The 13,838-nt window shown below is 71.6% G+C and carries 19 protein-coding genes; 14 read left to right on the top strand and 5 right to left on the bottom strand.

Features of this window, described 5'->3' with window-relative positions; genetic code table 11:
- The first annotated feature begins 7 nt into the window (after positions 1 to 7).
- The 10 genes from K8Z61_RS18580 to K8Z61_RS18625 all read left to right on the top strand — a co-directional run bounded on the left by K8Z61_RS18580 (position 8) and on the right by K8Z61_RS18625 (position 8,558).
- Positions 8 to 304, top strand: coding sequence for a GPW/gp25 family protein (locus tag K8Z61_RS18580; RefSeq protein WP_224131842.1), 297 nt, complete (start codon positions 8 to 10; stop codon positions 302 to 304).
- 30 nt (positions 305 to 334) lie between these two features.
- Positions 335 to 1,468: a baseplate J/gp47 family protein gene (locus K8Z61_RS18585; RefSeq protein ID WP_224131844.1), complete on the top strand. Its 1,134-nt coding sequence runs from the start codon at positions 335 to 337 to the stop codon at positions 1,466 to 1,468.
- A complete protein-coding gene (locus tag K8Z61_RS18590) occupies positions 1,465 to 2,073 on the top strand; it encodes a hypothetical protein (protein WP_224131846.1) in 609 nt (202 codons plus the stop codon). The genes K8Z61_RS18585 and K8Z61_RS18590 overlap by 4 nt, the downstream gene beginning before the upstream one ends.
- Before the next feature lie 2 nt (positions 2,074 to 2,075).
- Positions 2,076 to 3,146: a hypothetical protein gene (locus K8Z61_RS18595; RefSeq protein ID WP_224131847.1), complete on the top strand. Its 1,071-nt coding sequence runs from the start codon at positions 2,076 to 2,078 to the stop codon at positions 3,144 to 3,146.
- 10 nt (positions 3,147 to 3,156) lie between these two features.
- Positions 3,157 to 3,456 carry a hypothetical protein gene (locus K8Z61_RS18600; protein WP_224131849.1) on the top strand — a complete coding sequence of 100 codons (300 nt, stop codon included), beginning with the start codon at positions 3,157 to 3,159 and terminating at the stop codon, positions 3,454 to 3,456.
- On the top strand, positions 3,453 to 7,013 hold the full coding sequence (locus K8Z61_RS18605; RefSeq protein ID WP_224131851.1) for a hypothetical protein: 3,561 nt from the start codon (positions 3,453 to 3,455) through the stop codon (positions 7,011 to 7,013). Before K8Z61_RS18600 ends, K8Z61_RS18605 begins: the two co-directional genes overlap by 4 nt.
- A 50-nt stretch (positions 7,014 to 7,063) precedes the next feature.
- Positions 7,064 to 7,417 carry a hypothetical protein gene (locus K8Z61_RS18610; protein WP_224131853.1) on the top strand — a complete coding sequence of 118 codons (354 nt, stop codon included), beginning with the start codon at positions 7,064 to 7,066 and terminating at the stop codon, positions 7,415 to 7,417.
- Entirely contained in the window at positions 7,414 to 7,674 is a 261-nt protein-coding gene (locus K8Z61_RS18615) for a hypothetical protein (protein ID WP_224131855.1), read from the top strand. Before K8Z61_RS18610 ends, K8Z61_RS18615 begins: the two co-directional genes overlap by 4 nt.
- Before the next feature lie 102 nt (positions 7,675 to 7,776).
- Positions 7,777 to 8,307 carry a M15 family metallopeptidase gene (locus K8Z61_RS18620; RefSeq protein WP_224131857.1) on the top strand — a complete coding sequence of 177 codons (531 nt, stop codon included), beginning with the start codon at positions 7,777 to 7,779 and terminating at the stop codon, positions 8,305 to 8,307.
- Positions 8,304 to 8,558: a hypothetical protein gene (locus tag K8Z61_RS18625; RefSeq protein ID WP_224131859.1), complete on the top strand. Its 255-nt coding sequence runs from the start codon at positions 8,304 to 8,306 to the stop codon at positions 8,556 to 8,558. Before K8Z61_RS18620 ends, K8Z61_RS18625 begins: the two co-directional genes overlap by 4 nt.
- Here the strand turns inward: K8Z61_RS18625 and K8Z61_RS18630 are convergent.
- Positions 8,528 to 9,388 (bottom strand): type II toxin-antitoxin system death-on-curing family toxin, encoded by an 861-nt coding sequence (locus tag K8Z61_RS18630; RefSeq protein WP_224131861.1) that lies wholly within the window; start codon positions 9,386 to 9,388, stop codon positions 8,528 to 8,530. The genes K8Z61_RS18625 and K8Z61_RS18630 overlap by 31 nt on opposite strands.
- Before the next feature lie 242 nt (positions 9,389 to 9,630).
- Positions 9,631 to 9,864 (bottom strand): hypothetical protein, encoded by a 234-nt coding sequence (locus K8Z61_RS18635; RefSeq protein WP_224131863.1) that lies wholly within the window; start codon positions 9,862 to 9,864, stop codon positions 9,631 to 9,633.
- A gap of 50 nt (positions 9,865 to 9,914) precedes the next feature.
- On the opposite strand from K8Z61_RS18635, the gene K8Z61_RS18640 reads away from it, so the two are divergent.
- Positions 9,915 to 10,226: a hypothetical protein gene (locus tag K8Z61_RS18640; protein WP_224131865.1), complete on the top strand. Its 312-nt coding sequence runs from the start codon at positions 9,915 to 9,917 to the stop codon at positions 10,224 to 10,226.
- A 5-nt stretch (positions 10,227 to 10,231) separates the two neighbouring features.
- On the opposite strand, the gene K8Z61_RS18645 is transcribed toward K8Z61_RS18640, so the two are convergent.
- From K8Z61_RS18645 to K8Z61_RS18655, 3 genes are read right to left on the bottom strand one after another with little or no spacing between them, the layout of a single operon-like run.
- Positions 10,232 to 10,726, bottom strand: coding sequence for a DUF2510 domain-containing protein (locus K8Z61_RS18645; protein WP_224131867.1), 495 nt, complete (start codon positions 10,724 to 10,726; stop codon positions 10,232 to 10,234).
- A 33-nt stretch (positions 10,727 to 10,759) separates the two neighbouring features.
- Positions 10,760 to 11,005, bottom strand: a complete 246-nt coding sequence (locus K8Z61_RS18650) for a DUF3263 domain-containing protein (protein WP_224131869.1) — start codon at positions 11,003 to 11,005, stop codon at positions 10,760 to 10,762.
- Positions 11,006 to 11,037: 32 nt separating this feature from the next.
- The gene (locus tag K8Z61_RS18655) at positions 11,038 to 11,298 is read right to left on the bottom strand and encodes a helix-turn-helix domain-containing protein (protein ID WP_224131870.1); all 261 of its coding nucleotides are present in this window, start codon (positions 11,296 to 11,298) and stop codon (positions 11,038 to 11,040) included.
- 277 nt (positions 11,299 to 11,575) lie between these two features.
- Here K8Z61_RS18655 and K8Z61_RS18660 point away from each other — a divergent pair, with 277 nt between their 5' ends.
- Genes K8Z61_RS18660 through tyrS form a run of 3 tightly spaced genes read left to right on the top strand, consistent with a single transcriptional unit; the run spans position 11,576 to position 13,474 of the window.
- Positions 11,576 to 11,878, top strand: coding sequence for a Dabb family protein (locus K8Z61_RS18660; protein ID WP_224131872.1), 303 nt, complete (start codon positions 11,576 to 11,578; stop codon positions 11,876 to 11,878).
- A 5-nt stretch (positions 11,879 to 11,883) separates the two neighbouring features.
- Positions 11,884 to 12,138 (top strand): DUF3099 domain-containing protein, encoded by a 255-nt coding sequence (locus K8Z61_RS18665; RefSeq protein ID WP_224131874.1) that lies wholly within the window; start codon positions 11,884 to 11,886, stop codon positions 12,136 to 12,138.
- 55 nt (positions 12,139 to 12,193) lie between these two features.
- A complete protein-coding gene (tyrS, locus tag K8Z61_RS18670; RefSeq protein ID WP_224131876.1) occupies positions 12,194 to 13,474 on the top strand; it encodes a tyrosine--tRNA ligase in 1,281 nt (426 codons plus the stop codon).
- The last annotated feature ends 364 nt before the right edge of the window (positions 13,475 to 13,838 follow it).

The raw sequence follows: 13,838 nt of genomic DNA on the forward strand, positions 1-13,838 counted from the left end.
AGGCCCCGTGCCACGCCACCTCGCGCTGCCGATCGCCGTCACCCCGAGCGGGGTCCTGTCGTCGCTCGAGCAGGACTCCGAGGCGGAGGTCGCCCAGTCCGTCGGGTTGCTGGTCGCCACCGTCATCGGGGACCGGCGAGCCGCCACCGGGTACGGCATCCCCGACCCGCTCGGCCGCGGCCTGGACCCCGCGACCCTCGCGGACGTCCTGGAGACGTGGGAGCCGCGCGCCGACCCGTCGACCGTGCTCGTCGAGCCCACCAACGCCGACGGCACCCAGGCCGCCGACATCTACCTCCCCTGACCCGCTACGCCTGAAGGACGAGGTGCCGCGATGCCGTACACGCCGCCGCAGATCGACACCGACCCCGACGCCGTGATCGTCGAAGTCCTCGACGCGATGGCTGACCGGATGCCCGGCTGGGTCGCCGACGAGTCCGCCCCCGAGGTGGTGCTCGCCGAGGAGATCGGCCGCGAGCTCGCGGCCACAAACCAGCTCGCGGTCGACTCGGTGACCGCGGCGTTCGCGGCGTTCGGAGAGACCGTGTTCGGGGTCCCCGCGATCCCCGCCGCCTCGGCCACCATCCCGGTGACCGTCACGGTCACCGCCGCCGGCGACACCCTCCCGGCCGGGTTCACCGTCCTCGGGGTCGGCGCCGACGGCCGCGACGTCGCGTTCAACCTCCCCGCCGCCGTCACCGCGTCGTCGACCAGCGTCACCGTCACCCTGGTCGCCGCGACCCCCGGGACCGCCGGGAACGGGGTGCCGGCCGGGCCGCTCACCATCGCGACCGCCACCGCGACCGCCCTGTCAGCGACCGCCACCGCCGAATCGACGGGCGGGGTCGACGAGGAGCCGATCCTCACCTACCTCGACCGGCTCGTCGCCTACACCTCATCGCTGCGTCCTGGCGGCGTGCGGGCCGCCGACGTCGCCGCCCTGGCGCGCACCGTGCCCGGCGTCGACCGGGCCCTCGCACTCGACCTCTACGACCCCGCCACCCCAGCAACCCCCGCGGAGCGGACCGTCACGGTCGTCCCGATCACCGCCACGAACACGCCGGTCGCGGCCGGAATCTCCGACCAGGTGCTCGCGCTGCTCGGCCAGTACCGGGAGGTCAACTTCCGGTTCTTCGCCGCAGCCCCCACCTACACAAACCTCACGATCGCCTACACCGCGGTCGCCGAGACCGGGGCATCCCCGACCGCGGTGCAGGCCGCGATCGCCGCGGCAGTCACCAAGTGGCTCCTCGCGTGGGGCACCACGCCCGGTGACCCCGACGCCTGGGTGAACACCCCGACGGTCCGGTTCCTCGACCTCGCCCGCGTCGTCGGGTCCGCCGACGGGGTCGCCTACATCGCGTCCCTCACCCTCAACGGCGGCACCAGCGACGTCACCCTCAGCGGCGCCGCGCCGCTCCCGGCGCCGATCGGCGCCGGGTCCGGGGTATCGGGGACCGTGTCGTGACCGCGTTCTCCGACCGGGTCGCCGAGGCCACCGGCGAGGCGTTCACCGCCCAGGCCGGCCCGCTGCTCGCCGCGCTCGTCGACGCGCTCACGACACCGGTCGCTGACACCGACGCGCAGCTGCAGCCCGGGCCGCGCGGCTGGGCCGGGATCTACGACCTCGACCAGACCATCGACCCCGCCTGGCTCGGGCAGCTCGCCGGTACCCGCGTCCCCGACGGCCTCACCGCCGCGCAGGCCCGCGACTACGTCCGGTCCCGGCCCGGGTTCCGTCGCGGCACCCCCGGCGCACTCAAGGCCGCCGTCGCCGCGCTCCTCACCGGGAACAAGCGCGTCGAGCTCATCGAACGCGACGGGTCACCGTGGCGGCTCACCGTGCAGATCCTCGCCGGCGAAATCGAGGACGGCGTCACCATCCCGCAGATCCGCGCCGCGATCGACTCCCAGAAGCCCGTCGGGATCATCGCCACGCTCGAGGTGCGGTCCGGGGCGTCGTTCCAGCACATGACGAACCGGCACGGCCCCACCTTCACCGCCGAGGCCTCCGCGTTCCCGACCTTCGCCGACGCGATCGCCCACCAGCCCGAGCCCGGAACCGAGGTCTGAGCATGTCCACCACCAGCAAGGGCGTCCCCTACCCGCAGCCGTCCGACCCGAACAACACTCCGACCTGGCTGCAGGCCCTCGCGACCTGGGTCGACGGCGCCCCCGGCATCTCGCCGCTCACCTCCGACCAGCGCGACGCCCTGTCCGGCGCGACCCGATGGGTCGGCCGCACGATCTACAACACCACCGTCGGGCGCCTCGAGCGGTGGGACGGGGCCGCCTGGACCCCCGCCGCGCCGTCCGCGAAGGTCGACTTCTACACCTCCTCGGCGACCTGGTCGAAGCCCGCGCTCGCGCAGGCCGTGCACGTCGTCATCGTCGGTGCCGGCGGCGGTGGCGCCTCGGGTGTCGCCTACGTCAGCTCGAGCAGCTCCCCGAACTCGCCGGGCGGCACCGGCGGTGGTGGCGGCGCGGTCACCACGGCGCTCATCCCCGCCAGCGTGCTGCCGTCGACCGCCTCGGTGGTCGTCGGGATCGGCGGCGCCGGCGCGACCGGCGCGATCGCCACCGCATCCGGTGGCGGGTCGGCGTCCGCGGCCGGCGGACCCGGCTCCAACGGCGGCAGCTCCTCGTTCGGGTCCTACATCGCGGCCGGCGGAAAGGGCGGCCCCATGCCCGGGGTCGTCGGCACCGCCCCGACGGCCGGCGGTGCCGGTGGTAGCGGCGGCATCGTCGGTGGCGCCGGCGGCGCACTCGCAGCCGGGTCGTCCGCTGCCGCAGCCGGAGGCGGCGCCGGCGGGCAAGGCGCCGACATCCGCGCGAACGCCACCGCCGGGTACGCCGGCGGGCAGGGCGCCTCAGGCACCCCCGGCGCCGGTGGCGCACTCGCAGCCGGAGGCGGCACCGGCGCCGGCCAGAACGGCACCGCCGGATCGTCCGCGACCGGCGCCGGCGGCTCCGGCGGCGGCGGAGGCGGCGGCGGGATCAACGGGGTCGGCGGCAACGGCGGCAACGGCGCGAACGGCTCCGGAGGCGGCGGAGGCGGCGGCTCGAACGCCACCGGCACCACCACCCGCTCCGGCAACGGCGGAGGCGGCGGCGACGGCTTCGTCCTCGTCATCACCCACTTCTGAGGAGGACACCGTGCGCGCAGCACTCATCGGCCCCGGCGGCGACGTCGTCAACGTCATCGCCCTCCCCGACACCTGGGACCCCGCCAGCCCGGGCGCCTGGGCCCCGCCCGACTGGCAGACCATCAAGCCCCTTCCCGCCGACTCCCCGGTCGCGCCCGGCTGGACCCTCACCCGGACCGGCCAGTGGCGCGGCCCCACCGACCCGGCCGACCAGGCCGACCCCGTCGCGGCGCTCTACGCCCGCATCGCCGAACTCGAAGCCGCCGTCGCCTCCCTCACCGCTCAGCAGAACGAAGGAGCCACCCCATGACCGTGACCCTCCCGCCCGGCGTCATCGGCGTGACCTGCAACCTGGGGCCCACCTACGACTTCAACATCGGCGACCCCAAGCCGGCCCGCATCGAGGCCACCCTCTACATCAGCCTCCCGATCGTCCACGAGGCGTCGAAGTGGCGCTTCGACAGCCCCGGCATCCAGCTCGAGGCCGACTTCGGCGAGCAGCTCACCTTCGCGGTCGTGCCCACCGACGCCGACGGCTACCTCTCCGTCGAGACCGGACAGCTGGTGAAGAACTGGGCATACAAGCTCGTAGGAACCTTCACCTGGACCGACGGCCGCAAGGCCAAGTTCCGCAAGATCTTCCAGCCCCTGGCCGGCCAGGCAACTCTCGACCTCAACGCCATCCCGGACGACGGACCCGTCACCGACCCCGTCGGTGCACCGCGCAACCAAGTCAGGTCTGTCGCTGGCTACACCGACATCGTCACGACGGCGCAGCTCCGAGCAGCCGTCGACCAGTTCTTCGACGCCGCCGGCTCTGCTGCCGCGGTCCAGGCCGCTGCAGCAGCTGACGCCACCAACAAGGTCGCCGGCGAGGCCTACCTGCGCGACGCTGCAATCCAGGCCGCCATCGCCTCGCTCATCGGATCAGCGCCAGGTGCGCTCGACACCCTCAACGAGCTCGCCGCCGCCCTCGGCAACGACCCCAACTTCGCTGCGAGCATCACAGCCGTGCTCGCGGGGAAGCAGCCCCTCGACGCTGACCTCACCCAGATCTCGGCCCTCGCCACCACCGCCTACGGCCGCGCATTCCTCACCCTGGCCGATGCCGCCGCTGCCCGCGGCGCTCTCGGCCTCGGCACCGCTGCGCTCCAGCCGACCACCGCCTTCGAGCCCGCCGGCTCGGTGGCGGCCGCCATCAGCGCGCTCGTCGCGTCCGCCCCGGCAGCCCTCGACACCCTCAACGAGCTCGCCACCGCCCTCGGCAACGACGCGAACTTCGCCACCACCGTCAGCACCGCCCTCGCGGGCAAGGCGGCTCGCGCGGCGAACCTCTCCGACCTGGCCAGCGCCCCGGCTGCCCGGACCAACCTGGGCCTCGGAAACGTCGACAACACCAGCGACGCAAACAAGCCGGTTTCGGGTGCGCAGGCTGCTGCCGACGCGGCGGTGCAGTCTGCCGCTGCCGCCGACGCGACCACCAAGGCCAACGCCGCTCAGGCTGCGGCGATCTCGGCTGCCGCTACCGACGCCACCGCGAAGGCGAATGCGGCTCAGGCAGCCTCGCTCCAGAAGACGTCCAACCTGTCTGACCTGGCCAGCGCACCGGTCGCCCGGACGAACCTCGGTCTGGGTAATGTCGACAACACCTCGGACGCCAACAAGCCCGTCTCGACTGCGCAGGCTGCGTACCTCGCCGCTCAGCTCAACCTCTCCGGAGCCACGCCCGCCGGCCTCTACAGCTCGCCGCAGTCCGCGCTGAACGCGGTCGCGGCCTTCGGCGGCGGGACGGTCGTGCTCCCGCCCGGTCCGACCTACGTGCCGTCCGGCGGGTTCAAGCTTCCCTCGAAGGTGTTCCTGTCGGGCCCGGCGGTGCGTCACAGCACCAACACCCTGACCTACACCGACGCCAACGGGTTCCTGCGGCCCTACTTCGTCAACCCCACGACCGGGCTCGCCGACTACGAAGGCGCCTACCTCGTCCCCGCTGCAGGGTCGGTCGGGCCGATGGTGTGGGCCGGGGACTACGACTCCGGGTACGGCATCCGAGACCTGCTGATCTTCGGTGTGGACGTCTACGGGCAGAACATCACCCCGCCTGCCATCCCGACCTGGGCCACCACCAAGGCCGCCTGGGTCGACACCGCCGCGACCACCACCACCGGGTCACCCACCGTGCAGTGCTCCGGCATCCAGGCCACGGCCCAGATGGTCGGCAAGACCATCACCGGATCGGGCATCCCGAACGGCACCACGGTCACCGGCTACTCGGCGGCCGGGAACACCCTGGCCCTGTCGGCCAACGCGACCGGCACCGGCACGACGACGGTCACTGTGTCCGGTGGCCCGTCGGCGAAGATGCCCGGCCTGTCGGGTCGCCAGGCCATCAGCTTCGGCTCCGGTGTCGGCCGCAAGCGCGCCCGTGGCGTGATCGAGAACGTCACCACCTGGGGCTGCGGTTCCGGAGGCGAGGGCACGACCGCGAACAACCGCTCGTGGTCGCTGTCCAACGCGCTCATCACCAGCGGCTCCAACGTCATCCAGAACGTCGCCGGTACGCAGCTGGACCCCAAGATGATCTCCGCACCGATCACCGGCACCGGCATCCCTGTAGGTGCCCTGGTCGTGGCGATCGATCCCGCCAACAACGCGATCGCGATCTCCACCAACGCCACCGCCACCAACGCCAACCAGACCGTCTCGATCGGCGGAGCCGGCTTCACCAGCGCGCTCCAGCAGGTCTACACCGGCAACGCCGCCGTCTACGTCGGCTCGAGTGAGACCGTCATCCGCGGACTGGCGTGCTTCTTCGGCGCCGGCGACGGCCTGGTCATCGACAACCAGGACTGCCAGGTCGACCTCGACAACCTCTTCGGGTTCAACAACGGCATCGGCTTCCGCACCACCATCAACTCCGGGCCGCTGCGCGCGGTCGGCGCCATCGACTCATTCTACAACGGCTGGTACGGATCCACAGCCAACGTCCTGCTCGAAGGCAACGGCCACCGCATCCTCTCGCTCCAGTGCGACAGCGGCGGCGCCGAGAACCTCCGCTGGGGCCGGTGCACCAACAGCATCATCTACAGCCTGGTCTCCAACGACAGCGGCTTCGCCTGGGCCAACACCGGCAGCAGGTACAGCGCGATCAACTTCGCCGCCCCCGCCGCGAGCACCTCCAACCCGATCTGGAACAACGGCTCCAACGGAGGCTGCGCGATCTTCGGCGGCGTCACCACCGACGCCTACGGGTTCCTCAACCGCTTCGTCGCCGACACCCAGAACGTCGTGGGCATCCCGACCCTGTTCGGCATCGCCGGTCTGGCCAGCACCACCGTGTGGAACAACGGCAGCCCGTCGAGCAACTACGTCAACACCATCCAGGGAGCGGTCAGCAACTTCCGCACCATCGCCTGCCCCTCGATCCCCGACCGGATCATGGGCGGCTCCGGTGCCGGACCCAGCTTCACCATCGACGGCTCCAACCCGCTGCTCACCATCCTCAACGGCGGCACCCCCGTCGCCGGCTACGGCCTGCGTGGCTCGCACTACCAGCGCACCACCACGCAGACCCTCGCCGCCAACGGCGCCGTCACCATCGACGCCCAACTCGGCAACCTGTTCCCCATCACCCTCGGCGCCAACGCCACCTCCTCCACGATCACCAACCCCACCCTCGGGCAGGTCATCACGATCGAGTGGATCCAGGACGCCACCGGCGGCCGCACCTACGCCTGGCCCGCAAACGCCCGCTTCGCCGGAGGCACCGCACCGGCAGCGTCGACCACCGCGACCTGGTCGGACTCGGTGACGTTGCGCTACGACGGCACCAACTGGCGGGAAATCAGCCGATCCGTGGGCGTCCGATGACCGCGCTGTCTCGGGTCGCGCGTGTCTGCCGTGACGTGTGCCTGATCATCATGGGCACCCTCACGCTCATGGCGACCCCGGCGTCGATCGACGCCGGCCTCCGCGACGACCACCTCGCCACCCTCTGGTCCCTCACCCTCGTGGCAGCCGGTGCGGTGTGCCTGGTCGGCGCGGCGTGCCGGGCGCCGCTGGTCGAGGTCGCCGGCTGCACGATGGCCGGCGCGGCGTTCGCGACCTGGGCGTCAGCGGCGACCACGCAGGACCATCCGACGACGACGTCGTGGGTGATCGCGGTGCTGCTGATCTCCGGGGTGTGCGGGCAGGTGTACCGGGGCGCGGAGATCGTGAAGGACGCCCGCCCCACCATCTGGCCCGACCACCCAGCAGAGGGGGAAGGCCGATGACCGACCCCACCGCCACGTTCGTCATCGCCCTGCTCTCCAGCCCGGTGATCGTGCTCGTCGCGAAGCGGTTCCTCTCCCGCGGCGCGCCGCCGACCGTCGCGGAGATGGTCGAGCGGATCGCCGCGCTTGAGGCGCGCGTGGAGCGGGTCGAGCGGGAGTCCCGCCTCAAGGACGACTACATCGGCGTCCTCCGCGCCTACATCACCGAGGGCAAGCCGCCCCCGCCGCCTGCGTGGCCCGCCGGCCTCACCTCCTGAACTGCGCGCCCGCGCGCGCCTTCGACCAGGCCCCCTGCTGACCGGACGTGCAGCAGGGGGCCTGCCACGTCCACCCCGCGTCCATCCCTCGAGGAGCACACCGTGACCCTGTACGCCCAGAACGGGCGGCCCGTCCTCGACGAGGACTCGCCCGAGCTCTACACGTGGACCCTGCCGCTGCGCGGCGGCGTCGAGAAGATCCGGCTGCGCCGCGGCGCCCCCGGGTTCGTCCTCTGCTGGCTCATCCTCTGGTGGGACGAGTCGATGGAGTCCGTGGTTGGCCGCACCCTCGACGAGTGGGGCTACGCCAAGCGCCTCATCCGCGGGTCCGCGACGGTCTGGTCAAACCACTCGACCGCCGAGGCCGTCGACATCAACGCCGCCGCACACCCGCTCGGCACCCGCACCCTCACCAAGCTGCAGCTGCGGAAACTGCGCTGGCGGATGCTCACCTGCGGCGGAGTCGTCCGCGCCGGCGCGTTCTACGCGAACCGGCCCGACGAGATGCACCTTGAGCTCGTGAAGGGCGGCGCCCCCGTCGACCGGCTCGCGCGCCGCTGGGCGAAGTCGAAGCGCGGCCAGCGGCTTCTCGCCGCGAACACCGCTCAGCGCGCCCTAGTGGCCCGCCGATGACCGGCATGCTCGAGGCGCTCGCGCCGTACCGGAAGGCGATCGCCGCGGCACTCGTCGCCGCCCTGACCACCGCGGCGACGCTCGTCGACGGCGGCCTCACCGTCGGCGAGGTCCTCACGATTGCCGCGGCGGCGGTCGCGGCCGGTGGAGGCGTGTACGCCGTCCCGAACGCGCCCCAACGGACCATTGTTCGCGGCCGGGGCGACTCGGTCAGCCACACCTACAGGCCGGACGTGTCAGACGGGATCTGAGTGCTGCGAATCAGCGAGATCGGGATGCTGCCGGCATGCTGACCGCCGATCGCCACGTGCAGGGTCACTCGACCAGGCTGAATGGCAGACAGCCCGACGGGCACCGCGAAGGTCGTTGGCATGAACTTGCGCTGATGGTGAGCGTGTCCCGTGGGAACCAGCAGACCGAGAGAGTGTTCGTAGGGGAACGCGGGCAGCGGTCGAGCGATGCGTCGGCCTTTGTCGTCGCCGTCGATCTGGACCGTTAGGGATAGACCTTCGGGGCTCTCGTCGTCACGCCAGTGAATCCGACCTGCAATCCACGCGAACACAGGGCCGGGGATTTCTCGGGCTTCGATGGTGAAGAGATGAGCGTGATCAAGGCTGAGCAGGCCGCCTTCCTCATGCCATGCCCCGATTGCGAGGACGAGGTACTCGAGCCGAGGATCGGACGCGTAGCCGACACGACTACGGCCGTGAACCGATCGGAACCACTCAGCCGCGCGGTCAGCCGCAAAGTCCTGCACTGTGGCGACCGAAAGCACGAAGGCCTCCGCCTCAACATCAGGAACAACCGGAAGTTGGATGCCATTCAGCTCTAGAAGCGCGAGCGCGGCCAACCACGCCGTCCTCTTGTTGCCGTCGGCGAAGGCCTGAGTACTCGCGAGTCCGTGGAGCATGGCGCCGGCCTTGTCCCAGAGGGTCGGGAACAGCTCGTGATCACCGAAGCCGGAGAACGGTCGCAGGAGAGCGCCCTCGACGGCTCCACGATCGGCAGCTGACAGCCCGCCTCCACCCAGGCGGCGATTGATCTCGCCGACGACCTCGAGGCTGAGACGCTCAACCGGCATCGCCGCGGATGCGCCTACTGCGCGAGTCGATCAAGCAGGCCGGCCCACCGCGGGATCAGCCTCTCGACGATCTCCAGGACCTCCTCGTCGGACGCGACAGGGATGTCAGCCACGTCCTGGCTGTCCACTCGCACATCGTCGCGTCCCATGTAGCGAGAGTACGCCGCCGCCGATGACGGTGACCAGAGAACGCCCCCGTCCACCCTCACCAGGTGGGCGGGGGCGCTTCGTCGCGTCCAGGGTCAGATCGACACGTCGGCGACCATCGCGCCGAACCGCTCATCGGGCCGCCACTCGACGACCACCGGCCGCCCGGCCGCCATCGCGACCGCTCGCTCGACGCACCACGCCTGCCCTTCGGCCTGGGTCTCGGCGGCGTGGGACTGCAGGTCGATCGGGGTGGGTCCGGCGACGTTGCAGATCCACCAGCCGCCGGAGTCGTCGTCGGGCTCGACGATCAGCGTGATCCGCGGCATGAGCGCAGACGCTACGTGGCTGTCGCCGCCGGCGGCTACCGTCGCCCGGCATGGGGCTCGAGCAAGACCGCATCACCATCGCCCGCCTGTGCGGCACCGCCCGCCGCCTAGCCGCCGCCCGCACCCCCATCGACCAGGCGGTCACCGAGCTGCATGCGATCACCCGCGACCCGCGGCTCCTCGGCCAGGCATCCGGCAGCGAGCTCGGCGGCTGGCAGGCCGACCCGATCCGCACCTGCTGGGGCCAGCGCATCTCCCGGCTGCTCGACGCTGCCGGAGCCGACCCCGCGGTGCGGGACGAGTGGGCCGCGTGGGCGCGTGGCGAGCGGCTCGCCCCGCCGGCCGAGAGCCGGCGGGGCTGACCCGCTCAGGGCTGGAACGTCTGGATCTGTCCGATGAAGCCGAGCGTCAGCAGACCGCTGATCAGCCCGGCCAGCGAGAGGGCCACCGACCATCCAGTGCGGACCACGAAGACGCGCGGGATGAAGTAGAGCCACATCGTGAGGATCCACAGCATGAAGCCAGGCCCGACGCGACCTGCGCGCCGCAGCGCGCTCACGTCGAGGCCCGCGAAGACGATGACGGTGGTGGTCGTGATCACGCCCAGCGCCGAGGCGGCGGTCGGTCCGTAGGCACCGCCGGCAACGGCGAGCAGCACGGTCACCAGTGGCACTGCCGCGGCGAGCCCTGCCGCCCACGCCGAGACGGGCGCGCCGGCGGGCGGTGCGACTGCTGCCGGCTGAGGGATGGCCGTGGAGTGCAGGTCGCTGGTCCATGCGCTGCCGTTCCAGAACTGCAGGTGGCCGGGTCGCTCCGGTGACGGGTACCAGCCGGGCGGCGGCGGAGGGGACGGCGGCTGCATGCCGGGCACGCTAGGGCAGTGCGCCTGGCCGCGTCACGCGATCCGGGCGGTGCGTTGCGCCCGGCGTGCGTCGCGGAGCCGCTGCAGCCGCCGCAAGTTCACAGGGTCGTGCTCGAGCGCCGCGGGCCGGTCGAGGAGCGCGTTCACGACCTGGGCGTGCCGGGTGATCGACCAGCCGAATCGGTCGAGGACCGCGGACTCGCGGGCGCCGGCGTGACGCCACCGGAGGCGCTCGAAGTCGAGGATCTCCATCTCCAGCTCGGTCAACGGCTCGTCCATGCCGATCAGGCTGCCACCGGGCACCGACAGTCCTACAGCGCGCTGGTGACCGCCGGTGGAATGGTTCTCCGGCGCCGACGCCTGGCCCTCGTCGTGCTGTTCGATCCGGCCGCGACCATCTCGTCGATGGAGGCCTGGGTCGTGAGCCAGCGGCCGCCGACCTTCGAGCCTGCGAGGTTGCCGTTGCGCAGCTGCTCACGGATCCAGTCGGCGCTCATGGGCAGCTGCTCGGCTGCCTGCTCAGGGGTCAGGTACCGGCGGGGGAGTGGTGTCTCGGGGCGCTGGTGCTTCATCGGTGCAGCCTGTCGTTCGTGGGGCAAACGTGGGGCAACGGCACGCACCACCGAACATGCGTTCGCATCACTTCGCGAGGGCGAAACGGTCGTTGACCTGCGCAAACAGCCTTCATGGTCAAAGTCGCCCCACCCCGCATCACGCCCGGATTCGGATTATGAGTCCTCTGCTCTGACCGACTGAGCTACCGCCCCTCAGGCGCGGAGCCTAGCGAGCACGGGCCCGGTCGCTCCCGGGGTGTCCCGGGGGCGTGGGGCCGCGTGCTTGGCTGGGCGCATGACCGGCCCAGCGATCCGCAACATCGTCGTCGGCGTGCTGCGCGACGACGCCACCCCCGAGCAGGCCGAGACGGCGCTCGCCGCGCTCCGCGGGCTGCGGGTCGAGGGCGTCTCCTACGAGCTGCGCACCGGCCTCGACGTCGGTCTGCGCGACGGCAACGCCTCCTACGCGCTCACCGCCGACTTCGCCAGCGAGGACGACTACCGCGTGTACGACCTCGACGAGGAGCACAACCGCATCCGCCGCGAGCTGTTCGCGCCGATCTCGGCGTCGATCCAGCGCATCCAGATCCGCCTCTGAGCACCGTGCGTCCGCTCGACGACCGCCGGCGCCGGCGCCTGTACTTCGTCCTCATGGGCACGTGCCTGGTGCTGGTGGCCCTCGCCTGGAACGTCGTCCGGCTGTTCTCCGTCCCGCTGGCGATCGCGATGAGCGTGGTGGCCGCGCTGATCCCGCCGGTCGCGGCGATCCTCGGCAATCTCGGGTCCGTGGGTCGCCTGCAGCGACGCGGCTTCGCGGAGCCGTCCGACCGTCGGGACGACGGACCGCGCGCCCGCTGACGTCCCCGATGCGGCAGGCTTGGGCCGCACCCGATCCCGACCAGGAAGGCCCCCCGTGTCCGCCGACGCGCCCCTCGACCCCGCTCTGCTCGACGACCTGGAGTGGCGGGGGCTGATCAGCCAGTCGACCGACCGCGAGGCGCTGCGCGAGGCGCTGACGTCGGGGAGCGTGCGCTTCTACGTCGGCTTCGACCCCACGGCGCCGAGCCTGCACCTGGGCAACCTGGTCCAGATCCTCACGGCCCGACGTCTCCAGCAGGCCGGCCACACGCCGTTCGCCCTCGTCGGCGGCGCCACCGGCATGATCGGCGACCCCCGCGAGTCCGGGGAGCGCACCCTCAACCCGATCGAGACCGTGCAGGAGTGGGTCGCGCGGGTGCGTGCGCAGATCGAGCCCTTCCTGTCCTTCGAGGGCCCCAACGCCGCGACCATGGTCGACAACTACGACTGGACCAGCGGCCTGTCGACGATCGACTTCCTCCGCGACATCGGCAAGCACTTCCCGGTCAACCGCATGCTCGCGCGCGACGTCGTCCGCACCCGGCTCGAGGCGGGCATCAGCTACACGGAGTTCAGCTACGTGCTGCTGCAGTCGATGGACTTCCTGACGCTCCACCGACGCCACGGCGTCACGCTGCAGTTCGGCGGCTCCGACCAGTGGGGCAACCTCACCGGCGGCGTGGAGCTGATCCGCCGGGCCGACGCCGGGCGCGCCCACGCCTTCGCCACCCCGCTCATCACCAAGAGCGACGGCACCAAGTACGGCAAGACCGAGGGCGGCGCGCTCTGGCTGGACCCCGAGATGATGTCGCCCTACGCGTTCTTCCAGTTCTGGCTCAACGTCGAGGACGAGAAGGTCGGCGAGCTGCTGCGCATCTTCACCTTCCTCCCGCGCGAGGAGATCGAGGCGCTCGAGGCCACCCACGCCGAGAAGCCCTTCCTGCGCGCCGGACAGCGGGCGCTCGCCGAGCACGTGACGTCGCTCGTCCACGGGGCGGAGGAGACCCGCCGCATCCAGGAGGCCTCGGCGGCGCTCTTCGGCACCGGGGACATGACGACGCTCAGCCCCGCCACCCTCGGTGCCGCCCTCCGCGAGGCGGGCACCGTCGATCTGCCGGCGGGGGAGACCCCCACCGTCACCGACCTCCTCGTCCTCGCCGGCCTGGCGAAGGGACGCGGAGAGGCGCGCCGCACCGTCGCCGAAGGCGGGGCGTACCTCAACAACGAGCGGGTCGACGACCCCGACACCGTGCCCGGCGAGGCGGCCTTCATCGGCGGGGAGTGGCTGGTCCTGCGCAAGGGCAAGAAGACCTTCCGAGGCGTGCGCCGCGCCTGACGCGCGGAGTCGCACCCCCCGATTTGGCATCCCACCGGGAGGGGCGTACTGTTCTCCGAGTCGCCAGGGAGCGGCGGAGAGCAAGGCGGGTCTCGCCGGGCTCTCGGCCCCGAGGCGGCCACCTCAGATCGAACCTCTCGGTCATGCTCGGCTCCGGCCGAGCCGGGCACGAGAGCGGGAGCCTGCGGTGAGAGTCGGGAAAACGCCTCGATTTGCGAAGCGGAAATCGACTCGCTAAGTTTTAAACCACAAGCCCCGCGGGCCGAAGCGAGAAATCGCAGGCGGACACGGGATGCGCGTGATGTTTGAGAACTCAACAGTGTGTTGGATAGTCGACGAATTAGTTTGATGCCCTGTCGACCTT

Source organism: Nocardioides sp. TRM66260-LWL, from assembly GCF_020075545.1.
In the GTDB taxonomy this organism is placed as follows: domain Bacteria; phylum Actinomycetota; class Actinomycetes; order Propionibacteriales; family Nocardioidaceae; genus Nocardioides.